The following is a 25,754-nucleotide window of genomic DNA, read 5'->3' on the forward strand; positions in this document are numbered from 1 at the left end:
AAATAGCATGGAAAAATTAAAACGCCCAGTTTACGTAAAAGCTGGTACCGATGATTTTTTTAAAAAGTTGCGCACAGAAGTGAACGAGACTGTTTTACAAAATTCATCCTTGTACCTGTTGAACATTATTAAGTCTCTAGGACTTGTAACTCTCTATTTTTTATTTTACTCCTGTATTTTACTGTTTGGAAACAGTACTTCATTATTATTTCTTTTTTACATTCTCTGTGGTATTACCATGATTGTGCTTTTTATAAATGCCTTTCACGATGCTGCGCATGGTGCACTTTTTAAAAAACCGGTATATAATGAGCGATTTATGTATATTCTGGAGCTTTTTGGAGGAAATCACTGGCTTTGGACCCGTAGACACATAAATCTTCATCATGCATATCCAAATGTACCAGATTGGGATATCGATATCAAACAAAGTGATATAATCAGGATATTCCCCAATAGTCCATTGTTCAATTATCACAAATATCAGCACATTTATATGTGGATGATATATCCGCTATACAGTCTTAATTGGATTTATATTCGTGATTTTAAAGACTTCTTTGGAAATAAGAATAATTACGTCAAAAAAGTAGTGGATAAAATCCCCACGATTGAAGTATATAAGCTATTTGTGGCTAAAATTATAAATCTGATTTATATGCTTTTTATACCTATGTGGCTCTTAAATCAGCCTTGGTATATGATTTTAGGAGCTTGGTTTGCCATGCATTTGTGCGGAAGCGCTTTAGGAGTTGTGGCATTAGTATCGACACATGTAGACGAAGATGCGCATTTTCCGGGGACAGATGAGGAGGGACATCTTTCTGATACATGGGCAATGCATCAAATGATTGTAACCAAAGATTTTAGTACTAATAGCAAACTTGCCAATTTTTTATACGGAGGTTTTACCCATCATGTTGCGCATCATCTTTTTCCTGGTGTCGCCCATACCTATTATCCTTATATCACTCCAATTATTATGCGCTATGCAGAAGAATATGATCTTCCGTACACTTCCTATCCGTTTTATCATGCCGTGCGTTCGCATTTCAGAATGTTAAGAGATAAAGGAGTTCAGGAAAATATCATGAATTTAGGAGAAATTTAGAGGTTGATAGTTCTAATATAAAAAAGCGGTGAAAACCGCTTTTTTACTCTTTACTCTTTACGTCACTCATTTTTGCATTTAAATCTTGCAGAAGAGAGTCTTTCAGGACAATTTTAAAATTATCTTCTGCAAAAACAGTTAGTTTAGATTCACTGAATTTATAGATGTTGATTTTATTGTTTTTTGTGTCAATAAACAGATCATAAGAATAAGTACTACAATCGTGTTGTTTGCATCCGCTGGCATGCAAAATATCACCTTGTTTAGTAAAAGGAGTCTCAGTATTCCAGTTTTTAACCATTTCATCGTAATTAGAACCTAGTAATGTTTTTAATCTCGGGGTAACACTACTTTTTGATAAGAAGTTACTTCCAACCACACTTTTGCCTACCAAAGTGCTAAGCGTATCTAATGGATGCGTTACTGCAGAATCCGATTTTAACGATTCGGTAATAATTGAAGTCGAATCTGTTGTTGGAACACTTTTAATGGCATCTTTTTTACAGGAAGATAACATGAAAACACTCCATGCAGCTATAAATAAATGTTTCGTTCTTTTGTTCATAGGATCTGAATTTTTGAATTAAATATTTGATTTATAAATTCTTATTGAGCTAATTTAATGAAAAAACATCAATTGATGGTTTTAAAATAAAAGGTAATTATGGAGTAATTGCGAAAAAAGAATGGCTTTTTTATTGCATTGCTTTGTATCAATTTTAAAAATTGGAAGATATTAAACTAAAGATTGCATTTTTTTGATTAATTTCAATTTTCTAATAAGCCCCGTTATGTCACAATTTATTAAGACCACATTTCTTTTCGTTTCTCTTTTTTGGATCACTTTTTCAAATGCCCAAAATGAGGCTTATACAGGTCACACAAAAGAAACAATTTCAGATACTACTTTTGTTAACTTAAAAGACTACAGTTCCGATTTTATATATGATATGAAGTATGCGACCGAAGATAATTTTTTAAAAGCCAAAGTTTATGACTGCGCAGAGTGTTTTTTACGTTTAAAAACAGTTCAGGCGCTTATTGCAGCAAATAATGATTTTAAGAAAAAAGGATTCAAAATAAAATTGTACGATTGTTACCGACCATTGTCAATACAAAAAAAAATGTGGGAGATTGTATCCAATCCTGAGTATGTGGCAGATCCAAAAAAAGGCTCCATCCACAATAGAGGAGGAGCCGTAGATATTTCTTTGGTGGATCGTAATGGTAAAGAAGTTGATATGGGAACCGCTTTTGATTTCTTCGGAAGCAAAGCCAGTCACAATTATACCGATCTTCCAAAAGGAGTAAAATCGAACAGAAAGTTTCTAAAGAAAATAATGATTCAAAACGGTTTCAATTCTTTTGATTCTGAATGGTGGCACTATAATTTAAAAACAGGTCTTAAAGATAAGGTTTCCAATCAAAAATGGGAATGTAAATAGTTATTCAACACATCTGATATTCTGAATAAAGTAAGTGTCAGGATTAGTGACCTTGCCATTCATTTCAGAAGTCAATTCATTTTTAACGATATAATCTTCAATGTCAGTAAGGTATTTAATACGCATAAGTGATACTGGTGATTTTTTAAGTTCTTCAAAATTATCTTTCATAAACATGAAAATTCCGGTATTTACACGATTGTCAAATTCTCCATTATGGATAAGAGTACCACAGTTTTCCTGATCGATGTGCATTAATGTTACTACTTTTCCGTTTTGTAATTGTAGAAATACTCTCGAATTTTTGTCAAAGCATTTCGCTTTAATAAAATCTTTGCTTTTTTGAATAAGCTGTAAGTTTAATGTTGGCAAACCATCTGTTTGTGCCAGTGAGAAAAAGATATAATTTGAAGTTGCTCCAAAGTTTTTTTCACTCATTAAATATTCGTTTGTTATTTTATAAGTACCAATCGAGTCTGTTACATTGGCACTGTATTCACATGGTTTTTGTGAAAATGCAGTAAGCGTTAATAGAAAAAAGGTTAGTGTAATTAGTTGTTTCATTTTTAAGTTATTTTTCTGCAAATTAAAACTATTTTGTTATCATTTTTATCAGTTGTAAAAAAACAATAAATATTTCCACCATTTTTTACTTTCCATTTTTTTCGGATGTTTTCTACTGTTTCCGGAAAATTTCGGGTTGTAATATTAGCCTGCTTATTTAGGAGCTCAGTTTTCATCTCATTTTTACTGAACGGAATCATCTTCTCGATTTCAAAAGTTCTTCCCGGAAAATCAATTAAATCTTCTGAAGTATATAAATGAGAGTGTTTGTGAAGCTTATTTATTTTAAAAGCTGAGCTAACTTCATCAAATCCGCCAGATTTCATGATGGCCGCATTGGGTTCGTAAAGATATTTCTGAGGTAAATGATAGGATAGAAATTCACTTTCGTCATTCAAAATAAAATCAAAAGTTTCTGTTTTTTCTTTGAGAATATTGGCCGTTTTTAAGCTGATTTTGCCTGAATAATTTTTGTGAATTTCAAATAGTAATTCCTTTACTTCATTTTCAAGCGCAATAATATGAATATTTTTAACGAATTTCAATTCAGACAAACCTGCTGAAATATCCAATAATGGAGCCGTTTTTATTAAAATGGAATTCGTTTTTTCAAAATAAAAGTCTAAAGAATCAGGAACATTTGGCAAACAGTCTTTTAGCATGAAAACTTTGCCTTTTGCATCATTTCTTCTGGACGGGTCAATATAAATCCAGTCCCATTTTGTTTCAGATTCTTTTAAAATATTAGCAGAATCACCGGCATAACAAAAACAGTTTTTTACATTTAATTGCTGCAAATTATGCTTTACAACCGAAGATAATTCTTCATTGATTTCGCAATGGGCAACAACTTTAAACTTTTTTGCAAAATAATAATCATCTACTCCAAAACCTCCGGTAAGGTCAATTATAGTTTCGCCTTCAATTAGCGAAGATTTGTAAGCTGCAGTTTTTTCAGATGAGGTTTGTTCAATAGAAATTTTACTGGGATAAACGATATTTTCAGTCGAAAACCAGGTTGGTAGTTTCTCTTTTGCTTTTGTTTTAGCTTCAATCTGATTTAAAATCAAAATCCAGTCTACTTCAGGAAAAGGATTTTTCTGAAGGGCTAATTTTGTAATTGATGCACCACAATTTTGGGAGATAAAATCCTGAATATTCTGGTGCAGAATTGAAGTGTTCAATGTTAAATTCTTTCGGTTAATACGGAGACAATTTTGTTGTCAGGAAAAAATTCTTTTAAAATTACTTTAACCATTGTAAAAACCGGAATGGCAATAATCATTCCCACAATTCCAAAGGTTATACCACTTATTAAAGTAATTAAGAATATTTCTAACGGATGCGAATTTACACTTTTTGATGAAATTATGGGCTGACTAATATTATTATCAATAGCCTGAACCAATAAAAAGCCTATGATTACATAGATTGTTGTTGGTAAAATTTCTGATTGAAAATCCTGACCGATTAAACTAATCATAGTTAAAATCCCGGCCAATATAGTTCCGATAATCGGACCAATATAAGGTATAACATTTAGGATGGCGCATAAAAAGGCAATTACAAAAGCATTTTTATTTCCAAAAATCATTAAAACAATAAGATACAAAATAAAAACAACCGTTAATTGAAGTAGTAAACCAATAAAATAGCGGGTTAAGAAATGATTTATTTTTGCGATTGAGTTTAAAATTTTATCCTCGTTGGTGTCAGGAAGAATTTTTCGGGCACTTACTTTAAATGCCTCCTGATCTTTAATAAAGAAAAAAGTAATAAAAAAGACAGAAACTAATCCCATTCCAAGATCAGCCATAAAACCTATAATTGAGTTTAGAAAACCAGTAAAATAAGTAAAATCTATTATAGAAGTTATTTTAGAATCTTTTAAAACTTTATTCAAATCGACATGCTGAATATTGAAATAGGTTTCTATACTGCGTTCTGTCTGAATAAATTGATTTTGTAAATTATTGGTATCCAATAAAGATAGATTATTGGCCTGAGAAATAATTAAGGGCACAAATAACAATATAAAACCAACTATTGCCAGAATAAATAAAATAAGAGCGGTTGTGGCTGCTAGTGAGTTGCTGAATTTTAATTTATTTTTTAAAAACTGTACTAAAGGATTCGCAATCAAACACAGTATTAGTGAGATACATAAGTAAACAATTACGGTTTGTATTTCATACAGAAAATATAAAACGATCGCGATAACAAGTATGGTAGCTAAAGCTCTTAAAATTCCGTTTGAAATAATTTTCGAAGTTATCATATTTTAGTTTTAGAGCATAAATATAGGAAAAAGCTTTGGAAATTTTTATTGAAGCAAAAAAAAGCGAGATGGTTTACATCTCGCTTTTATATACAATTTCTTTAGCTGTTATTGAGCAAAAGAATATCTTGCGCCTCCACTTGTGAAAATTGCAGAAATTCTGCTTTTTTGACCGTTTGAGAACATGTACATTGCATTGTCATCTACATAATCCATATAGTTCATTGTCATCTCTACAGGAGTACCAGAACAAGTACTGTAGTGAGGATATGCAGGAACGCCGTAGTTTGCAGTGTTGTGAGTTGGAGTATCAGCAACTAAGTCGCTTCCGCAATTAGCATCTCCCCAAATGTGACGTAAATTCATCCAGTGACCCACTTCGTGAGTAGCAGTTCTTCCTAAGTTGTAAGGAGCACTTGCAGAACCAGACAATCCAAAGTATTTAGAATCAATTACAACTCCATCTGTAGCAGAAGCTCCTCCTGGAAATTGTGCATAACCTAAAATTCCGCCTCCAATAGTACAAGCCCACATATTAAGCTTAGTAGTAGGAGAAGTTGGTGCTAAACCACCTTGTGCCGTTTTTTTCATGGCATCATTTGTTCCCCAAGAAGTTTTTGTAGTCGATTTTCTAATAACCTGATCTAGAACAAATGTAATTCCTACATTAGCTTTTACACCTGCAAAAAGTGCAGGAACACTGTTGAAATCTGAATTTAGGGCATTAAAATCTTTGTTTAAAACATCAATCTGAGATTGAATTTGTGCGTTTGAGATATTCTCTGCTGTTGTTTTGTACAAAACGTTTACAACAACTGGAATTTCAATTTTACCGTTTACTAAACGACCTGTCATAAGTTGTTTGTTAGTAAAAGCTTCAATTTCATTCATTCTGATTGCCAACATTGGGTCAGCTTTTAATTGAGCTTCTAAAACATCCTGACTTGCGCAAGTACGAAGAGTTGCTTTTGCTGCTGCTTCAGAATTTGAACTGTCAGTTTGGTCGTTCTGACAAGAAAACAGCACTAATGCTGTAAATGCGGTAATAAAAATTTTTTTCATAATAATTTGGGTTTTTGTTATAAAAAATTATAATTGGTTAATTATGTGGCAATTTTATAACAAAAAAATATTATGAAAAAATATTACAAAGATTATTTTGTCAGAAATTTTACAAACCCTTACAAATACTGATTCCTACAAAAAAAGCGTTAAAAATATTAATAAGTTTTTTCTTTCTTTGTTTATTTTATGCATTTTATCGTGATTATGTGTATTTTAACGATAATTTCAACAAATTAAATTGATGTAAAGTCGAAATGATGTTTCGCAGGAATTTTTCAAAGTTCAATTTTTTGATTTATTTGGAGTTTTAGAGTTTATTTTTCTTACTTAGCTTTAAATCTTCTTTAGCAATGTAAAATTGTATATCTTTTGTAGTGATGGATTACTCTTATCCAAAAAAAATAAAATTAAAGTAATGTTTTGTTGTAGTAAAATATCTATAGTTAAAAACTTTTAAAAATTTTATAAAGAAGTAATTTCATAAAGCGCAATACTGGCAGCTTGAACCACATTCATACTGCTGTTTTTGCCAAACATATTAATATGAACAATTTGATGTGAAATTTTCAAAAGCTCATCTGAAATTCCATCAATTTCGCTTCCCAATAAAAGTGCAATTTTTTGATTCTCAGGAATGCTAACTTCTTTTAGGGGTTTGCTGTTACTTGCAATTTCAAGAGCGATAATTTCAAAGTTGTTATCTTTTAGATACGATACAACATCAGAGGTTTCTTCAATAATAGTGTGGGGTACATGAAGATGTGTACTACGTGAGGTTTTGTTAATTTTTCTTGGTGTAAGTGGAATGTCTTTTCCCAGAAAAATAATATTTTCAACCCCAAAAGCTTCACTAATTCTAAATATTGACCCAATATTCTGCTGAAAGTAAATATGATCACAAATCAGGGTTATCGGAAATGTTTTTCTTTCAAATTGATTATCGTAGTGAGTAAGCTGCACTTTATTTAAAATTAGTTGGTAAAAATATAATTGATAATGTTAGCACCCATTTTTAAGGCTTTGTCTCTTACATTAGCAGGATCGTTATGAACTTCAGGATCTTCCCAGCCGTCACCCAAATCACATTCGTAAGTATATAAAAGTACGAGTTTGTTTTCTACAAAAATCCCGAATGCCTGAGCGCGGGTGCCATCGTGTTCATGAATTTTTGGCAATCCGTTCGGAAAAGGATACGGCTTTTGAAAAATAGGATGGCTGGCAGGAATTTCGATTAAATTATTATTAGGAAATATTTTTTTGATTTCTTTTCGAATATATTGATCCATTCCATAATTATCATCAATATGAAGAAAACCGCCGGCAGTAAGATAATTTCTTAGGTTAGTAACATCAGAATCACTAAAAACAACATTTCCGTGACCTGTCATGTGTACAAAAGGATACGAAAGCAAATCAGGATTACTAGGTTCTACCGTTGATGGTTTTGCTTTAATTCTGGTATTGATATTCAGATTGCAAAAACGAATTAAGTTAGGCAATGAAGTTGGATTTGCATACCAGTCACCACCACCACTGTATTTTAGTAAAGCGATTTCTTGTGAAAAAGAAGAAATAGAAACGAATAAAAACAAATAGAATATTTTTTTCATGACAAAGTAAATCTTAATTTTTGCGTGAAACTTTAATTAGGCATTTCATTAAAAAACACAACACTATGACAAGCAACAACCGCCGCAGTTTCTGTTCGCAAACGCGTATTTCCTAAAGTTACCGGCTGAAAATTATTTCCTAAAGCAAGAGCAATTTCTTTTTCAGAGAAGTCACCTTCCGGTCCTATTAATAATGTGACATTTTCGTTTGGCTTCAAAATTTCTTTCAATGATTTTTTATCCGTTTCCTCACAATGTGCAATTAACTGTAAACCTTCATTTTTTTGTTTAATAAACTCTTTAAACGTAATTGCGTCATTTAATTTTGGAAGAAAAGTTTCATTTGACTGCTTCATAGCTGATAAAATGATTTTTTCAAAACGTTCTAAATTAATCACTTTTCTTTCAGAACGATCACAGATAATTGGAGTAATTTCCTGAATTCCAATTTCAGTTGCTTTCTCCAGAAACCATTCAAAACGATCATTCATTTTGGTTGGAGCAACTGCCAAATGCAGACGAAATTTTGGTTCAGGAGATTTTGTAATCGAAAGTATTCTAACGATACATTTATTGTCTGAAGCTAAAGTAATTTCAGTTTCGAATAATAAACCTAAACCGTTGGTGACATGTAAAATGTCAGAATCTTTTTTGCGTAAAACCTTTATAATATGTCGGCTTTCTTCTTTATCAAAAGAAAAAGTTTCGGTCGTTTCGTCAATATCAGGATTGTAAAATAATTGCATAATTAAAATTGAATTCGCGCTTTAGAAACCACAGATGAATCTTCAAAACGGCTTGATAAATATTTTTGATACCCAACAATGCCAATCATTGCGGCGTTATCTGTTGTGTATTCAAACTTTGGTATAAAAGTTTTCCAGCCATATTTGCCTTCACTTTCTTTTAATCTTGTTCTGATCCCTGAATTTGCAGAAACTCCACCACCAATTGCTATTTGTTTGATTCCTGTTTCTTTGACGGCAAGTTTTAGTTTGTCCATCAAAATTTCAATAATAGTATATTGAATAGAGGCGCAAATATCGTTGAGATTTTCTTCGATGAAATTTGGATTCTCTTGTTTATTCTTCTGAATAAAATATAAAATAGCGGTTTTTAGACCTGAAAAACTAAAATCTAATCCCGGGACTTTCGGTTTTGTAAATGTAAAAGCTTTTGGATTTCCTTCTTTTGCATATTTATCAATCAATGGGCCGCCCGGATAGGGAAGTCCAAGAATTTTGGCGCTTTTGTCAAAAGCTTCTCCAACCGCATCATCAGTGGTTTCGCCAATAATTTCCATATCAAAGAAGCCGTTTACTTTTACAATCTGAGTGTGTCCGCCACTAATCGTCAAGGCCAAAAAAGGAAATTCTGGTTTGTCAAAACCTTCCTCATCGATAAAATGAGCTAAAATATGTGCATGCATATGATTTACAGCAATAAGCGGAATATTTAATGCAAGCGATAACGATTTACTAAAAGAACTTCCCACCAATAAAGAGCCCATTAATCCCGGACCTTGTGTAAAAGCAATGGCAGTTAGCTGTTCTTTTTGTACCTTTGCTTTGCGAAGCGCCGCATCGATTACAGGAACAATATTTTGCTGGTGAGCTCTGGAAGCCAATTCCGGAACAACACCTCCGTATTGATTATGAATTAACTGATTGGCTACAACATTTGAGAGTACTTTGTCGTTATGTAGAACCGCCGCGGCAGTATCGTCGCAGGAACTTTCGATGGCAAGAATAAAAACCTCTGAATTTTGCATATAAAGGCACAAATTTTGAATTATATTTGACAAATCAAATTATTACATTTATTTGATTGTAAGGAGAAGCCAAAATTAAAGAATTTTTATCAGAAACAGGCGTTCTTTGCCTGTTCAAAATTATTATAAAAGAAAACTAAAATAAAGCAGCTATCAGAAAAGTAAAGAAAATAGTATCCAGAACCTTAATTGGGTTAATTTTACTTTTGTTAGCGCTTGCTATCATACTGTCTTTGCCTGTCGTTCAGACAAAGATTGCGCGATATGCTACAGACTCACTTCGGGAAGATTTTAATGCTAATATTACGGTTGGAAAAGTGGCTGTGAATATTTTTGGAGGTGTAAAACTAAAAGATGTATTGATTTTGGATCATCACAAAAAAGTGATGATAGCATCTGAGATTATTGCAACAGATATTTTGAGTTTTAAAAGATTAATGGATGGTGATCTGATCTTTGGAGATCTTCGTTTAACGGGTTTAATCTTTAATCTAAAAACCTATAAAAACGAAGACGAAAATAATATAAACAAGTTCGTTAAGCTGTTTGAAAGTGATAAACCATCAAAATCTAAAAAGCATTTTTTACTTACTGCCAGAAATGCCTATATCTCAAAAGGATTTTTTTCTGTTGTTGATGAAAACAAAACAACTCCCAAATTTCTCGAGTTTACAAAGTTAAATGCTTATATAAGTGAGTTTAAGCTTTATGGGCCTGATGTAAATACGACTATTCATAGATTTTCGTTTCAGGATCATCGTGGTTTGTACGTTTCTAATTTTGCGGGAAAGTTTAGTTATACCAAAAAGCAAATTAAAGTCGAAAATTTGGCAATCAAAACCAAAAGATCTTCAATTTATGGTTATGCTATTCTGAATTACAAAGTAGAGGATTTTCTTCATTTTACTGATAAAGTAAGGTTTGATGTTGCGCTTGATTCAGCTTCGATTGCTTCAAATGATATACGTTATTTTTATGACGGATTAGGTAAAAATCAGCATTTTAAAATTAAAACTAAATTAAAGGGGCCATTAAATAATCTAAACTTACGTGGTTTGAGATTAAGCGATACCAATGGTTCAAGAATTGTCGGGAATATTAATTTCAAAAATCTTCTGGGGGATAAAACACAAAAGTTTTCGATGGAAGGGAAGTTTGATAAACTTATTTCCAGTTATGACAATTTGGTCGTTTTATTGCCAAATGTTCTGGGGAAAAAACTTCCGAAAGAACTTCAGAAAATTGGAAAGTTTAATATGGCTGGTAAAGCCAAAGTTTCTGTAACTGCACTGGAAGCTACTTTTAAAATGATTACCGACTTAGGAAACGGAGAGGCTGATGTTCATTTGAATAATATGGACTTTATTGATAAGGCGTCTTATTCGGGGAATATTATTCTGGATAATTTTAATATCGGGGCATTGCTGGGAAGAAAAGATATTGGAAAAACAACATTAAATTTAGATGTTGATGGTGTTGGTTTTACCGAAAAATATCTAAACACGATTATAAAAGGTGATATTGCAAAATTAGACTATAATAATTACACCTATAATAATATAGTAGTCAACGGGAATTTTAAATTGCCTTATTATAAAGGTCAGGTTTCTGTAAATGATCCTAATTTAAGTCTGACTTTTGATGGTCTGGTTGATTTAAGTAAACGAGAAAGTAAGTATGATTTTCATATTAATGTAGAAAATGCTGATTTGCGAAAACTTAGATTTATAAACGATTCTATTTCTCGTTTTAACGGAGATGCAGTTGTCGAGGTGTCTGGAAATTCGATTGAAAACCTTCAGGGGAATATTTATATTAAAGATGCAGTTTATCAAAACCCAAAGTCAACTTATGCTTTTGATGAAATTACGATTAATTCCAGTTTTGATGCAGATCGATTAAGAACTATTGCAATTAGTTCTGCAGATGTGGTAAATGGAAAAATTGTGGGGAAATTCCGTTTTGATCAACTAGATAAGTTGGTAATGAACTCTGTTGGAAGCCTTTATACAAACTACAAACCTTATAAAGTTAAAAAAGGACAGTTCCTTCGCTTTAATTTTCATGTTTACGATAAGGTTGTTGAAATGCTTTATCCGGAAATTAACATTGATTCATCAACTGTTGTACGCGGAAAAATCGATTCAGATTTACAAGAGTTTAAGTTTGGATTTAAATCGCAGAAAATAACGGCTGCCAAAAATACATTTGATAATATTCGTATTAATATAGATAATAAAAACACGCTATATAATGCTTATGTAGAATTGGATAGTATTAAGACACCGTATTATAAAATTCGTGATTTTAACCTGATTAATGTAACTGCAAAAGATACTTTGTTTGTTCGTTCAGAGTTTAAAGGTGGAGACAAAGGCGAAGATTATTTCAATCTGGATTTATTTCATACCATCGATAAAAACAAAAACAATATTGTAGGGATTAAGAAATCTGAGATGAAGTTTAAAGACTATTTATGGTATTTAAATGAAAATGCAGAAAAAGACAATCAGATTGTTTTTGATCAGTTCTTTAAGAATTTTACAATAGATAATATTGTTTTATCGCACGAGGATCAAAAAATTGATTTGAATGGGGTGATAAAAGGAAAGGATTATAAAGATCTCGTCCTGAATTTTGAAAATGTAGATATTAACAAAATTACACCTGTAAATTCCAAATTTGTTTTTGATGGTAATTTAAACGGAAACATAAATTACAAGCAAAATAAAGATGTGTATCAGCCAACTGCTTCTGTGGTAATTGATCATCTTGTTATGAATAAAACCGAATTAGGAACTTTAAATTTTGATATTTCCGGAGATGAAAGTTTTAAAAAGTTTACAATAAACTCTAGTATTCAAAACGGATTTACGGAGTCATTTAAAGCAAACGGAACTTTTGCAATAGAAAATAAAGAAACATTCTTAGATCTGAATTTAAAGCTTGAAGGTTTTAATCTGGCAACTTTAGGTACTGTAGGTGGAGAGGTGATATCTAATGTAAGAGGTTCGGTATCGGGAAATGCAGCGGTTGTCGGGAATATTAAAAAGCCTGAAATCAACGGAAGATTGTATGTGGAAAAGGCAGGAATGACGATTCCATATCTGAATACAGATTATGAATTGAGTGACCGAACTGTAATTGATTTAACAGATGAAAAGTTCTTATTTAGAAATAATCAGTTAACAGATACTAAATATGGTACAAAAGGATTATTGAACGGAACTATTGAGCATCATAATTTTGGTGACTGGAAACTCGATTTAAATATCACTTCTAAGCGACTACTTGCATTAGATACAAAAGACAGCGAGGATGCTGCTTATTTTGGTACCGCATTTATCAATGGTACTGCAAGTATTAAAGGACCAACTGATGGCTTGTTTATTAAAGTAGATGCGAAATCAGAGAAAGGTACAGAAGTTAAAATACCAATTAATAATGCGCAAAGTGTTGGAGAAAGCAGCTGGATTCATTTCGTGACACCTAAAGAAAAATATAATTTAGAAAACGGGATTGTAGAAAAAACCAGAAATTACAATGGTCTTGAGTTAGAGTTTGATTTTGATATTACCCCAGATGCAGAAGTAGAAGTTATTCTGGATCGTAATTCAGGTCACGGTATGAAAGGTAAAGGATACGGTTCGTTACTATTTAAAATTAATACATTAGGTAAGTTTAATATGTGGGGGGATTTCCAGGCATATGAAGGAACTTATAATTTTAAATATGGCGGATTAATCGATAAGAAATTTGCAGTAAAAAAAGGAGGATCTATTATTTGGGAAGGAAATCCGATGAAAGCTCAGCTTAATTTGGAAGCGGTTTATAAAACTTCTGCAAATCCGGCGGTACTTTTAGAGAATTCTTCTTTTAATAAGAAGGTTCCGGTTGAAGTTGTAATTGGTTTACGTGGAGATTTAACCAGTCCGGATCCTAATTTTGATATTCAGTTTCCATCGGTTAGTAATGTTTTAAAATCTGAAATTCAATATAAGCTCGATGATAAAGATGTTCGTCAGACACAGGCTTTGTATTTGCTGTCAACAGGTTCATTTATGAGTCCTGACGGATTTAATCAAAGTGACTTGTCCGGAACATTTGCCGAGACTGCAGCAAGTTTATTGGGAGGGATCATTAAATCAGACAGTGATAAATTTAATATCGATTTGAATTTTATATCAGCAGACAAGCGAATTGGTCAGGAAGCTGATGGTCAGTTTGTGGCTAATATTTCATCGCAGATTAATGAAAAAATATCCATCAACGGGAAAGTAGGTGTTCCGGTTGGAGGAGTTAATGAATCTGCTATCGTTGGAGATATCGAAATATTATATCGTGTAAACGAAGATGGATCGATGAATCTTAGATTGTTTAATAAAGAGAATGATATTAATTATATAGGACAGGGAGTTGGTTATACACAAGGAGTTGGTATTTCGTATGAAGTCGATTTTGATACTTTTAGTGAGCTGGTAAATAAACTCTTTAAAAGCCATAAATTAGAAAGAACCATCAAGAAATCTTCAGATGATATTCAGGATTCTTATTTAAATCCGGATTATATTAACTTCAATAGTAAAAAAGATAAAGAGAAGGATAAAAAGACTCCAGAAAAGAAAGAGGAGGAAAAGAAGCCTGTTCCTCAAAATAATCAAGGGCTAATTCCTGATAACGATGACTTTTAAGTAATTGTTAAAAAAGTAGTAAATCTAAAACCATTATTCTTATAATGGTTTTTTTTATGCTAATTTTAGATGTTTGAACATTTTTTGCGAAATGAAGTCTCCCTCACAATTTTATAACACTTCATTTATGTATTGTTAATTTTAAAGATTTAATTAAAATAAGCACCTTTTATTATTTTATCTGAATTTTTTGCTACAGAAAAACTTATTAACGAAAACGTTTGAATTTAACATATTTTATTAATTTATTATAATCAGAACCTGAAAAGTGGTGAATGTTTGCTAATTTTACAACTTAATACTTAAATAATGCCAAAAACAATAAAAAAAGTTGGTGTTCTAACATCAGGAGGAGACTCTCCGGGAATGAATGCCGCAATACGATCAGTTGTTCGAACATGTGCGTATCATAATATAGAATGCATAGGAATTTATAGAGGGTATCAAGGAATGATCGAAGGAGATTTTAAAGAAATGGGCCCTCGAAGCGTTAATAATATTGTAAACAAAGGTGGAACGATCTTAAAATCGGCTCGTTCTGTTGAGTTTAGAACTCCGGAAGGCAGAAAAAAAGCTCACGAAAATCTTATAAAAGCAGGAGTTGATGCTCTTGTTGTTATTGGAGGAGACGGAAGTTTTACCGGAGGATTACTATTTAATTCAGAATTTGGTTTTCCAGTAATGGGAATTCCGGGTACAATCGATAATGATATTTATGGAACAAGTTTTACTCTAGGGTATGATACTGCTTTAAATACTGTTGTAGACTGTATCGATAAAATTAGAGATACTGCAAGTTCACATAATCGTCTGTTTTTTGTAGAGGTTATGGGTAGAGATGCAGGGCATATTGCTCTTAATGCAGGTATTGGAGCTGGTGCCGAAGAAATCCTTATTCCTGAAGAAGATTTAGGTCTGGACAGATTGCTGGACTCTCTTCAAAAAAGTAAAGCTTCAGGAAAATCATCAAGTATAGTAGTTATCGCTGAAGGTGATAAAATTGGTAAAAATGTTTTCGAATTAAAAGATTACGTTGAAGCTAATTTGCCTGAGTACGACGTGAGAGTTTCTGTTTTAGGACACATGCAGCGTGGTGGTTCACCATCTTGTTTTGATCGTGTTTTAGCAAGCCGTTTGGGGGTAAAAGCAGTTGAATCTTTAATCGAAGGAAAATCAAATTATATGGTTGGACTTAAAGAAGATAAAGTGGTTTTGACTCCGCTTGAGCAGGCAATAAAAGGTAAATCTGAAATTGATAGAGAATTGTTGAGAGTGTCAGACATTATGTCGACATAATATATATAAATATAAAAGTTTAAAAAGGGAGAAGTTTATTGTGAGGAAATTAGACTTTGAATTAGTATAATAAAAACAAAAGCAAAAAATTAGTAAAATGTCAAAAGTAAAATTAGGAATAAACGGATTTGGACGTATCGGAAGAATCGTTTTTAGAGAGTCTTTCAATAGAGATAATGTTGAGGTTGTTGCAATCAATGATTTATTAGACGTAGATCACTTAGCTTATTTATTAAAATATGATTCAGTTCACGGTCGTTTTGATGGAACTGTAGAAGTAAAAGAAGGAAAACTTTATGTAAACGGAAGAAACATCCGTATCACTGCAGAAAGAAATCCTGCTGACTTAAAATGGAATGAAGTTGATGTAGACGTTGTTGCTGAATGTACTGGTATCTTCACAACTATCGAAACTGCAAATGAGCATATTAAAGGTGGTGCGAAAAAAGTAATTATTTCTGCTCCTTCTGCAGATGCTCCAATGTTTGTAATGGGAGTTAACCACGAAACTGCAAAAGCTTCTGATTTGGTTGTTTCTAATGCTTCTTGTACTACAAACTGTTTAGCTCCTTTAGCTAAAGTTATCCACGATAATTTCGAAATCGTTGAAGGTTTAATGACTACAGTTCACGCAACTACTTCAACTCAAATGACAGCTGACGGACCTTCTAGAAAAGACTGGAGAGGTGGACGTGCTGCTGCAATAAACATCATTCCTTCTTCAACAGGAGCTGCAAAAGCAGTTGGAAAAGTAATTCCTGCTTTGAATGGAAAATTAACTGGAATGTCTTTCCGTGTACCTACTGCTGACGTTTCTGTAGTAGATTTAACAGTAAAAGTGGCTAAAGAAACTTCATATGAAGAAATTATGGCAGTTTTGAAAAATGCTTCTGAAACTAACATGAAAGGTATTCTAGGATATACTGAAGATGCTGTTGTATCTCAGGATTTTATCTCAGATAAAAGAACTTCAATCGTTGATGCTGGTGCTGGAATCGGATTAAATTCTACTTTCTTCAAATTAGTATCTTGGTATGATAATGAGTACGGATATTCAAGTAAATTAATTGATTTGTCTGTTCATATCGCAAGTTTAAAATAATATTATATATTTTTGCAAAATCCCGTTATTTCAAAGTGACGGGATTTTGTTATTTTGTTTACGTCTTTAATTAATGTAAAAAACACACTTTTTATTTTGAATGAAGAAAAACTAATCCAAAAACTAAAACAAAAATGAAATTAATAGTTGATAGTGGATCTACTAAAGCCGATTGGATTGCAATTGATGATAATGGAAAAGTATTATTTACCACGCAAACTTTAGGGTTAAATCCGGAAATTCTTGACGGGCCGGAAATCATTGAAAGATTGAATGACCGTTTTGATATTCTGCAAAATAAAAAAGAGGCAACGCATTTGTTTTTTTACGGAGCTGGTTGTGGAACTGACCGTATGAAGCAGACTCTAAAGTTAATCTTTCAGGATTATTTTACAAATGCAATTGTAGATGTTCAGGAAGATACATATGCAGCTGTATATGCTACAACTCCAAAAGGCGAAGAAGCAATTGTATCGATCTTAGGAACAGGTTCTAACTGCAGCTATTTTGATGGTAAAGTATTACATCAAAAGGTACAATCATTAGGATATATCGTAATGGATGATTGCAGCGGAAATGTTTTTGGAAAAGAGTTAATTAGAAAATACTATTTTAATAAAATGCCTAAGGAATTGGCTGTTGAACTTGAAAAAGAGTACGATGTTGATCCTGATTTTATTAAAAACAAATTATACAAAGAGCCTAATCCAAATGCTTATTTAGCAACTTACGCTAAGTTTTTAATTAAACATAAAGATACAGAGTTCTGTAGAAAAATAATTTTCAAAGGAATGAAGTCTTTCGTTAAAAATTACATTAAGCAATTTGATAACTGCAAAGAAATTCCGGTTCATTTTGTTGGTTCTATTGCGTTTTATCTAAAAGATGAATTGCAGGAGACTTTTGATAAATACGAGCTTAAATTAGGAAATGTTTTAAGAAGACCAATTGATGGTTTAATCGCGTACCATGTTGCCAATCAATAGTTCTGGATTTATGGAAATTGCGATCATTGCACATGATGGTAAGAAAGCTGATCTGATTGATTTTTTGATTAAGAATGCAGATGTGCTGCATAATGAAAAGATTAAGCTTATTGGTACAGGAACAACTGGAGGTAAAGCGGAAGCAGCGGGTTTTAAAACGCAAAGAATGCTTTCGGGACCTTTAGGAGGTGATGCGCAAATTGCCGGAAGAGTAGCAGAAGGAATAACTCAGATGGTGTTCTTTTTTAAAGACCCATTGTCAAGTCATCCACATGAGGCTGATATAAATATGTTAATTCGCGTTTGCGATGTACATAATGTGCCGCTGGCAACAAATGAAGCAACGGCACAATTATTATTAGATGCTATTGCACTGCAATTATAGAGATCTCAACATTTACATTTTTTGGCAAACAAGCCACCTGAACCGTTTCACGAGCTGGAGCGGTTTTTTCGTTTATATTTTTTGAGTTTCTTTTATTTTCTAAAAATACAGTTTAGTAAAACAGCATGTCCTTATTTTATTTATTAAAACTTGATTCCCGTACTTAAACCATAAGACTTGAATATAATATCGCCAGGCTTTTCTTGTTCATAATTAAACAATGATTCTGCACCATCGAGTCTTAATAGTTGTTGCTCTTTAAATAGATTGAGAGAGATATTAAATTTATCTCTTTTTATAATTGGAACTCCAATACCAATTCTTGCATTGGTACCGCTTTTAAATTGATTTTTGTTTGTGCTGATTTCACTAGTAACCAATCCATACAGAAATACATTATTTGTATCTACAAAAAAGAATTTCATAATACCACCTAATTCTAATATTGAAAAATCAGGTTGATTATATTTCTTATAACCTGTAAGAACTCCAATGCTCATTTTTTTGAAAAGCATATAATTATAAGAGTATGTGAGTCCAAAGGCAATTTTTTTATTGTTTAGTTCTTCATCCCAAATGACGTGTTTTTCATTGCTGTTGTCAATGTAGCTATAACTATACGTGGCTTTTTTATGAATGATTACATCAAATTCTATGTTTGAATACCATTTTTCACAAGATTTATCCTGTCCGTAACCATACAAGCTGATAAATGTAAGGATTAATACTGCTAATTTTTTCATTTTATATCTGATTAAATTTTATTCATTCTATTACCGCTCCATATATTGTCTCGACGGCCTAATGCATAGAAATCTAGTTCATAGTATGTGTAATTTCTAAAGTTTTGCCCTTTTGCTATTTTTAATGAAAAATTATCGCTGGCTTTATTTCCATTAGGATTGTTACTGGAAGGAGGACTTGAATTTGTATTAGTAGAATATCCAATTAAAAAATCTAGTATTTGCTTGTCAAATTTTCTTTCAATTTGATTGGTGTGGATAGATTTATATCTTTCACCAAAATATAATACTTCAATTTCGTTTGCATTTTTTTGATTAGTAACTACAAACTCTTTTCTAGCACCACTGTTGACATTTTGTTTTAAAAAATTAATACCTAATTTATATAATTCTTTAATATTTGATTCACTATTTATTTGGTAATTTGGATTTGGCAGTTGGCGAATATATATGTTTAGGATATTATCAGAATTAAATCTAAAAAATGGTAAACCGCTACCAGAATTAACATTAACTAGCCTAAAATTATTATCACTTCCTAAAACTTGATAATTATTATTATACATATATACTGGAGGTAATTGATTAGGTGTGAATGGATTGTAGGTGTCAATTTTAGGATCCGGATAGCTGTATTTTAAATATACCCTATTTATGCCTAAATGCAGTTCATCTGCTTGAGATTTCCACCATATTCCTAATTTTTTAGTTTGCACTCTAGCTTGTACACCTATTGAACTGTATATTCCCCAACTTTGATTCCAAAATTCAGTTTTGATTCTATGGTTGCTGTCAAAATAATTGATACATGACCTATTAGTTCCAAATAAACTTTGAAACCAACTGGTATCCCGTAAGCCATCACATATAGGCAAATTATTGATCTTGTTTTGCAATATTTCGTCTTCTGAAAGCTGAGGTGGTTTAGGGCTATTTGGTGCACTTGGTGTGAAATTGCATTCTGTTGGGTCATATGGAGCCATGTATCTTACAACGCCTGGGTAACCAGTATCTGTCCATCCGCCAAGAGCAGTTCGAATTTCACATGGGGATCTACTTGGTGGCATTACTGATACGGGAAGTGATTGTGTTGCCGATAAAGAGTTTATTAAGTAATATTTACGGAGATTGTCATAATCTTTTATTCGCGAGGCCAAAACACCTAGATCTGTTGTAATTTTGTAAATTGAATCGCCAACTATGATTTCATAATCACTGTTTACGACAGCAGCAAAATAAGGGTCAGAAATAAAATTTTGTTTTTCTTCTTCTTCTTCTTCTTCTTCTTCTTCTTCTTCTTCTTCTGAAAAGTCAAGTCTTTCGTTTGCGGTTTTTGAGTAGATTCCTGGAAGTTTATGATTATTATTTAATAGATTAATTAACGCTTCATCTTTGGGGTTTACAATTGGAGTATGAGAACGAAAATTACTATTGTAAAGTTCTTTAAATTTTTGTTCAAGTTGATTTTCGTCCATTAATTTGTAATCAGTTATGTTTTTTTTTAAATCTTCTTTTGAAGAAAAATAAAATCGACCATTAATAACAGTACCGCTTTTTGTATTTTTTAGAGAAACGGAAGAACTTTGCTCACTAGATTCTTCTTGACAAGAATAAACAAGTATTGACAGTAATAAATAGGTAATTAATTTTTTTAACATGCTTTTTGGTTTTTTAGAGTTGATAAATAGTACTACATGATTATTAATAAGAATTAAATAAAATTTATAATTGATATAAATGTAGGTTTTTTATCTATTTAAAAATAATAAAAAGTAAGATTTTTTGTATATAAAATTAAAAAAAAACTTTGGTGATCCAAAAAAAAATATTTCAGATTATCACTAAAGATTAAAGAAAAGGCAAGTACATAAATTAAAATACTGTGTTGTTTGAGCGACTAATAAAGATTTTAATTTCTAAAAGAGAATGTTTGAAATCGTTGTCAAGACATTTTAATATAAATGTGAAGAGTAGGTAGAAATTTTGATTTTAAAGGGAGTTGCTACTTAGATTTAGGTTCATATTTGAATGAGTATAAGGCATTTCCTGAAGAAAAATGGATGGTTAGTTTTTAAAAATTTAAAAGATCACTTTTTAAAAATTATTAATAGAATCCCCAAAACTCCAAGTACGCTATTTGAATACCGTTTTTTAGCACTTGAATAGGTTTGGAGTATCGGAAATATTATGGATACGATGGTATATGTACGATTTAGATCATGATAGTAGAAAAGAAATAGTAGATGATTAAAATTTCATCTTTAAATGAAATAGAAAAGAGGGACTTTTGGTCCCTCTTCAAATAGATCACTACTCTTTCTGTGCAGAGCGATGTATTCAAATGATTAATTTATTGCAATTATAGAGATCTCAACATTTACATTTTTTGGCAAACAAGCCACTTGAACCGTTTCACGAGCTGGAGCGGTTTTTTCGTTAAAATAAGATCCGTAAACTGTATTTATTGCACCAAAATTATTCATATCCATGATAAAGATTGTTGCTTTAACCACATTCTCAAAAGTCATATCTGCAGCTTCCAGAATTGCTGCGATGTTCTCCATAACTTGTTTTGTTTCGTCGTTGATATTGTCTGTTACAAGTTCTCCGGAAGCCGGATTTATGGCAATTTGCCCGGAAGCATAAAGTGTATTTCCTGATAATACAGCCTGATTGTATGGACCGATAGGAGCCGGGGCTTTTTCGGTAAAGATGATTTTTTTCATAATGAATTATTTTTATTCGAAAGTAGTTTATCGATTAGAAGCGCTTCGTTTATTCCATTTGATATCACTTAAGACACCAGATTTAATTCCAATAAAGAAGTTCCAGTTTGAGTTTGTTCCAAGAGGAGTCCAGTTAAAAGCCATTCTCCAGCTTAATAAATCCCTCTCAAAACGGAATTGTGTAAAAGTAACTCCTTTTTGTACAAAGTCATAACCGGTTGAGACTCCGCCTTTCCATTTTGGAGTAATATCCATATTGGCAGAAATCATAATAGAGTTTCCTGTGATTTTATTCTCTCTGTTTACATTAGAGTATGTTAGTGAATAAGCCATTGTCATATCCCAAGGAAGCTTTGAGCTAAAGAATTCGGTTATAACATCTGTATCATCGTCTTTTTCGTTTGCAAACTGACTGTTTCTACTATCGTTTAGGTCCGTATTTGTACCAAATAAATCATCGCTACGTCCACCATTCTGCTGGCTTTGGGTGTTTTTTTTATCCTTGACACCTTTGTTGCTGAAAGAATAATTCAAAGTTACATTGGCACTGGTCATTCTAAATAAACTTCCTCCATTGTCAATGTTAAATTTGTCTATTTTGGTTCCTGAGTTGTCAATTGCATAAGGATCTAATACAGCGCCAAAATTCATGTTCATTTTATTGTCAAAAAATTGCGTTCCACCACTTATAAGCAAAGGTTGCCATGCTAAAACTTGCTTTCCGTCGGCATTAAAGTTATAGCTGGTACTAAAGTTTAAGTTGTTTAACAACATCATTTTTTTAGGCTCTGTTTTAGTGCTGTCACTGTCTCTGACTTTTGCCTCAAAAGTATTGCTTAAAGCAAAACCAACAATGTTTGAGTTTTCTTTTCCTGGAGCTCCATATACTCCACCTTCAAATCGCGTATATTCTGTTGTAATTCGTCCAGAAGCATCAACAGCATAACTGTTGTAGTATTTTTCAAAACTTGGTGTATACGCATACGTAACAGAAGGACGCATGACGTGACGTATGGATTGAATTTTTTTGTCGTCACCAAAATTAAAAGTACCATAAATGGTAGTTCCTAAGTTTGTGCTGAAATTGTAAGTTCTAAAAGCATCAAAACCATTGACTGTTGTTGTTACTACTTTGTTGACACTGTCATCATAGTTTTTTTCAATTGTTTTGGTTACCCAGGTTTCCTGATAATTGGTAGAAGCACCTGCGCTGAAATATTTGAACAATTTAAAGTTTGTACTTAACGGGATAGTATGTTGCATACCTATTTGAGCATCTTTAAACATTTGCGGTTTAAAGAACAAAGAATCCGTTGTTACAAAGTTATTTTTACCACTTAAATTATATTGTAAGTTGATGTTTTTTATGAAACCTTTTTTTACGCCATCTTTTCCAACAAAAGGATAAACACGGTCAATACTTGCCTGAAGCGAAGGAAGTGTCATGTTGATCACTTCAGTTTGGGTATTTTGCGAGTGTGTTGCTGTTAATGAAATCCTTGCCTGTGGAATCGTGTTAAAGGTTTTGTTGTATGAGATAGACGAACTTAAAGTGTTATTTAAGTTAGATCCCACGTTAGCCTGATTAATAGATTGCTTAAAGTATTTACTACTACCCATATTTACGGAAGCAGAAAAACTGGAGTTCGGGCTTGATTTAGTATCTTTAGAATGTGTCCACTGAATGTTGTAAATGTTTTGTTTTGAATAATCCGGATAACCTCTTTCACTGTTTATCAAATTTTCAAAGCGTACATTTACATTACCTCTATACTTGTATCTTTTTGCATACGCAGATTCAAAACGCATTGCGTAGCTACCATTTGTATAATAATCTCCCAAAACGGTTAAGTCGTAATTGTCGCTTAAAGCAAAATAGTAACCTCCATTTTGTAACGAGAAACCTCGGGTATTAGAATCATTATAACTAGGTATGATAATTCCGGAAACACTTTTCTCTTCACTCATTGGAAAATAAGCAAACGGAAGTGCAAGTGGAGTAGGAACGTCGGCAATAACCATATTGGTTAAGCCAGTAACAACTTTTTTTCCTGGAACAAATTTCACCCTGTTAGTTTGAAAATAATATTCCGGATTATCAACATCTTTAGAGGTTGTGAAACGTGCGCCTCTTAAAAAATAAACAGAGTCATTTTCTTTTTTGGTAACCGCAGCTTTAATTTTAAATTCTCCTTGTTCAGTTCTTGAATTGTATATTAAAGCTTTTTTTGTTTTAAAGTTAAAACGTATAGAATCCGGCTGTACTTCACTGGCACCTTGTTTAAAATTTGGATACTGAACCAGAACTCCGGCAGAATCTTTTATTCTTCCGGCATAAACTTCATCGTTGGCATAATCCAAAACAATTATACCAGATTTTAATTCTACATCCTTATAATATAGTTCGGCTTCATTATATAATGTAATGAGTTTTTTCTTTTGATCTATTTTAGCGTAATCTTTAGCTTTATATTTTACTTTTCCATCAAGAAAAGTCTTTGTAGGCTTGATGCTGTCTACTTTAATAGTATCAACTGTAGCAGTTTTTGGTTTATCTGTTTGTTTTACAGTTGATAAAGGCTTTTTTTTAGGTTTTATCTCTTGCGAATATACATTACCACATCCTAGAGTTAGGAAAAATGATAACAAAACGATATTAAATAAGTTTGTATGCAAAGGTTTAAATGCTATTTTTGTAAAAGTATGGCTTGTTTTTTGACATGTCAAACTTACATATAATTTTTTGGCAAAAATAATCAATTGCAAAAATTATAGCAGTTGCATTTTATTAAAATTAACTTTTAGATTTATGAACATATTTAACAAAACTAGGCTATTCTTTAGTTTTTTTCTAACAATAATTTCACTTTGCGCTTATAGTCAGGGGAATGTTTTTAAAGTAACACTTGATGCGGGACATGGTGATCACGATTTTGGAGCAGTTTATAGTGGCAGGATTGAAAAAAATATTGCCTTAGCTATTGTGCTTAAAGTGGGAAAAATATTGGAAGCTAGTCCAAATGTTAATGTTATTTACACTCGTAAAACGGATGTTTTTATTGATTTGGTCGAAAGAGCTAATATTGCTAACCGCGCAAATTCGAATATTTTTGTATCTATACATTGTAATGCTAATAAAAATACTGCAGCAGACGGAACAGAAACATATGTAATGGGTCTAAGTAAAGTAGCATCAAATCTTGAAGCAGCAAAAAAGGAGAACTCGGTTATTACTCTGGAAAAAGATTATAAACGTAAATACGAAGGATATGATCCAAATTCTCCGGAATCAATGATTGGAATGACTTTGATGCAGGAAGAATATTTGGATAACAGTATTTCACTGGCAAGTAAAATTGAAGATAATTTTGATAAACTTGGAAAAAAACTGAGACATGGTGGGGTAAAGCAAGCGCCGTTTATGGTACTTCACAAAGCGTATATGCCTCGAGTATTAGTTGAAACAGGCTTTGTCTCAAATCCTACAGAAGGAAATATTCTGAATTCTGAAGAAGGACAAAATGATATTGCAAAAGCAATTGCTGAAGCAATTTTAAGTTATAAAAGCGAATATTTTGGTTCGGGAGTTCCGGAATTGGCAGATGTAAGACCGGCAAGAGATACTTCAACTCCTAAAAAGCCTAAAGCTACAGAACCGACTACAGCGGCTAAAAATGCTGTAAAAGGAACTTTTTTTAAAGTACAGCTTATTGCAAGTATCAAGAAAACTCCTTTGGAACCAAAAAATTTCAAAGGCTTAAAAAATGTTACGATGCTTTATGAGAATAATATCTATAAATATTTCTATCAGGAAACTTCAGATTATGAAGAAGCAAAGAAATATTTGCAAGAAGCTAAAACTAAAGGATATGGCGCTGCATTTTTAATTGCTACTAAAGATGGGGAGAAAATCAGTATCCAGGACGCGACTAAATAAAAGTCACAAGTTCGAATATTTATATTATTTTTGTACAAACACTT

Annotated in this window: 21 protein-coding genes and 1 pseudogene; 8 read left to right on the forward strand and 14 right to left on the reverse strand. The window is 32.2% G+C overall.

The genetic code is table 11. The annotated features are described in order from the left end of the window. Window positions 1-7: 7 nt before the first annotated feature. Entirely contained in the window at window positions 8-1,111 is a 1,104-nt protein-coding gene (locus tag OLM51_RS09895; RefSeq protein ID WP_264554150.1) for a fatty acid desaturase family protein, read from the forward strand. A gap of 43 nt (window positions 1,112-1,154) precedes the next feature. Here OLM51_RS09895 and OLM51_RS09900 read toward each other — a convergent pair whose 3' ends face one another. Beyond that, the gene (locus OLM51_RS09900; protein WP_264554151.1) at window positions 1,155-1,676 is read right to left on the reverse strand and encodes a hypothetical protein; all 522 of its coding nucleotides are present in this window, start codon (window positions 1,674-1,676) and stop codon (window positions 1,155-1,157) included. Window positions 1,677-1,902: 226 nt separating this feature from the next. Here OLM51_RS09900 and OLM51_RS09905 point away from each other — a divergent pair, with 226 nt between their 5' ends. Further along, entirely contained in the window at window positions 1,903-2,556 is a 654-nt protein-coding gene (locus OLM51_RS09905) for a M15 family metallopeptidase (RefSeq protein WP_264554152.1), read from the forward strand. On the opposite strand, the gene OLM51_RS09910 is transcribed toward OLM51_RS09905, so the two are convergent. The 8 genes from OLM51_RS09910 to tsaD all read right to left on the reverse strand — a co-directional run bounded on the left by OLM51_RS09910 (window position 2,557) and on the right by tsaD (window position 9,844). After that, the gene (locus OLM51_RS09910; protein WP_264554153.1) at window positions 2,557-3,120 is read right to left on the reverse strand and encodes a hypothetical protein; all 564 of its coding nucleotides are present in this window, start codon (window positions 3,118-3,120) and stop codon (window positions 2,557-2,559) included. Between the two features lie 2 nt (window positions 3,121-3,122). Continuing rightward, the gene (locus OLM51_RS09915) at window positions 3,123-4,304 is read right to left on the reverse strand and encodes a class I SAM-dependent methyltransferase (protein ID WP_264554154.1); all 1,182 of its coding nucleotides are present in this window, start codon (window positions 4,302-4,304) and stop codon (window positions 3,123-3,125) included. A 2-nt stretch (window positions 4,305-4,306) separates the two neighbouring features. Beyond that, complete coding sequence (locus OLM51_RS09920) at window positions 4,307-5,398, reverse strand: AI-2E family transporter (RefSeq protein ID WP_264554155.1); 1,092 nt, start codon at window positions 5,396-5,398, stop codon at window positions 4,307-4,309. A gap of 108 nt (window positions 5,399-5,506) precedes the next feature. Then, entirely contained in the window at window positions 5,507-6,460 is a 954-nt protein-coding gene (locus OLM51_RS09925; protein WP_264554156.1) for a zinc metalloprotease, read from the reverse strand. Between the two features lie 465 nt (window positions 6,461-6,925). Continuing rightward, the gene (locus OLM51_RS09930; RefSeq protein WP_264554157.1) at window positions 6,926-7,423 is read right to left on the reverse strand and encodes a TrmH family RNA methyltransferase; all 498 of its coding nucleotides are present in this window, start codon (window positions 7,421-7,423) and stop codon (window positions 6,926-6,928) included. Window positions 7,424-7,434: 11 nt separating this feature from the next. Then, entirely contained in the window at window positions 7,435-8,073 is a 639-nt protein-coding gene (locus OLM51_RS09935) for a DUF4159 domain-containing protein (RefSeq protein WP_264554158.1), read from the reverse strand. A gap of 32 nt (window positions 8,074-8,105) precedes the next feature. After that, window positions 8,106-8,819, reverse strand: coding sequence for a 16S rRNA (uracil(1498)-N(3))-methyltransferase (locus tag OLM51_RS09940; RefSeq protein WP_264554159.1), 714 nt, complete (start codon window positions 8,817-8,819; stop codon window positions 8,106-8,108). A gap of 2 nt (window positions 8,820-8,821) precedes the next feature. Beyond that, entirely contained in the window at window positions 8,822-9,844 is a 1,023-nt protein-coding gene (gene tsaD / locus OLM51_RS09945) for a tRNA (adenosine(37)-N6)-threonylcarbamoyltransferase complex transferase subunit TsaD (protein ID WP_264554160.1), read from the reverse strand. A gap of 206 nt (window positions 9,845-10,050) precedes the next feature. On the opposite strand from tsaD, the gene OLM51_RS09950 reads away from it, so the two are divergent. From OLM51_RS09950 to OLM51_RS09970, 5 genes are all read left to right on the forward strand, one after another. Then, window positions 10,051-14,535, forward strand: a complete 4,485-nt coding sequence (locus OLM51_RS09950) for a translocation/assembly module TamB domain-containing protein (RefSeq protein WP_264554161.1) — start codon at window positions 10,051-10,053, stop codon at window positions 14,533-14,535. 309 nt (window positions 14,536-14,844) lie between these two features. Then, window positions 14,845-15,831 carry a 6-phosphofructokinase gene (pfkA, locus tag OLM51_RS09955; RefSeq protein WP_264554162.1) on the forward strand — a complete coding sequence of 329 codons (987 nt, stop codon included), beginning with the start codon at window positions 14,845-14,847 and terminating at the stop codon, window positions 15,829-15,831. Between the two features lie 97 nt (window positions 15,832-15,928). Then, a complete protein-coding gene (gap, locus tag OLM51_RS09960) occupies window positions 15,929-16,933 on the forward strand; it encodes a type I glyceraldehyde-3-phosphate dehydrogenase (RefSeq protein ID WP_264554163.1) in 1,005 nt (334 codons plus the stop codon). Between the two features lie 134 nt (window positions 16,934-17,067). Next, on the forward strand, window positions 17,068-17,919 hold the full coding sequence (locus tag OLM51_RS09965) for an N-acetylglucosamine kinase (RefSeq protein ID WP_264554164.1): 852 nt from the start codon (window positions 17,068-17,070) through the stop codon (window positions 17,917-17,919). Between the two features lie 10 nt (window positions 17,920-17,929). After that, window positions 17,930-18,304 (forward strand): methylglyoxal synthase, encoded by a 375-nt coding sequence (locus tag OLM51_RS09970; RefSeq protein ID WP_213258393.1) that lies wholly within the window; start codon window positions 17,930-17,932, stop codon window positions 18,302-18,304. Here OLM51_RS09970 and OLM51_RS09975 read toward each other — a convergent pair. The 5 genes and pseudogenes from OLM51_RS09975 to OLM51_RS09995 form a co-directional block, all read right to left on the reverse strand. Continuing rightward, window positions 18,285-18,377, reverse strand: a pseudogene (locus tag OLM51_RS09975) (Rid family hydrolase); the annotation flags it as partial. The gene OLM51_RS09970 and the pseudogene OLM51_RS09975 overlap by 20 nt on opposite strands. A 70-nt stretch (window positions 18,378-18,447) precedes the next feature. Continuing rightward, a complete protein-coding gene (locus OLM51_RS09980) occupies window positions 18,448-19,047 on the reverse strand; it encodes a hypothetical protein (protein ID WP_264554165.1) in 600 nt (199 codons plus the stop codon). Window positions 19,048-19,058: 11 nt separating this feature from the next. Beyond that, window positions 19,059-20,705 (reverse strand): hypothetical protein, encoded by a 1,647-nt coding sequence (locus OLM51_RS09985; RefSeq protein ID WP_264554166.1) that lies wholly within the window; start codon window positions 20,703-20,705, stop codon window positions 19,059-19,061. A 687-nt stretch (window positions 20,706-21,392) separates the two neighbouring features. Next, window positions 21,393-21,773, reverse strand: coding sequence for a Rid family detoxifying hydrolase (locus OLM51_RS09990; protein ID WP_264554167.1), 381 nt, complete (start codon window positions 21,771-21,773; stop codon window positions 21,393-21,395). 27 nt (window positions 21,774-21,800) lie between these two features. Further along, window positions 21,801-24,500 carry a putative LPS assembly protein LptD gene (locus OLM51_RS09995; protein ID WP_264554168.1) on the reverse strand — a complete coding sequence of 900 codons (2,700 nt, stop codon included), beginning with the start codon at window positions 24,498-24,500 and terminating at the stop codon, window positions 21,801-21,803. Between the two features lie 82 nt (window positions 24,501-24,582). Here OLM51_RS09995 and OLM51_RS10000 point away from each other — a divergent pair, with 82 nt between their 5' ends. Continuing rightward, entirely contained in the window at window positions 24,583-25,710 is a 1,128-nt protein-coding gene (locus OLM51_RS10000) for an N-acetylmuramoyl-L-alanine amidase family protein (protein ID WP_264554169.1), read from the forward strand. Window positions 25,711-25,754 lie beyond the last annotated feature (44 nt).

This window comes from Flavobacterium sp. N2038 (genome assembly GCF_025947185.1).
In the GTDB taxonomy this organism is placed as follows: domain Bacteria; phylum Bacteroidota; class Bacteroidia; order Flavobacteriales; family Flavobacteriaceae; genus Flavobacterium.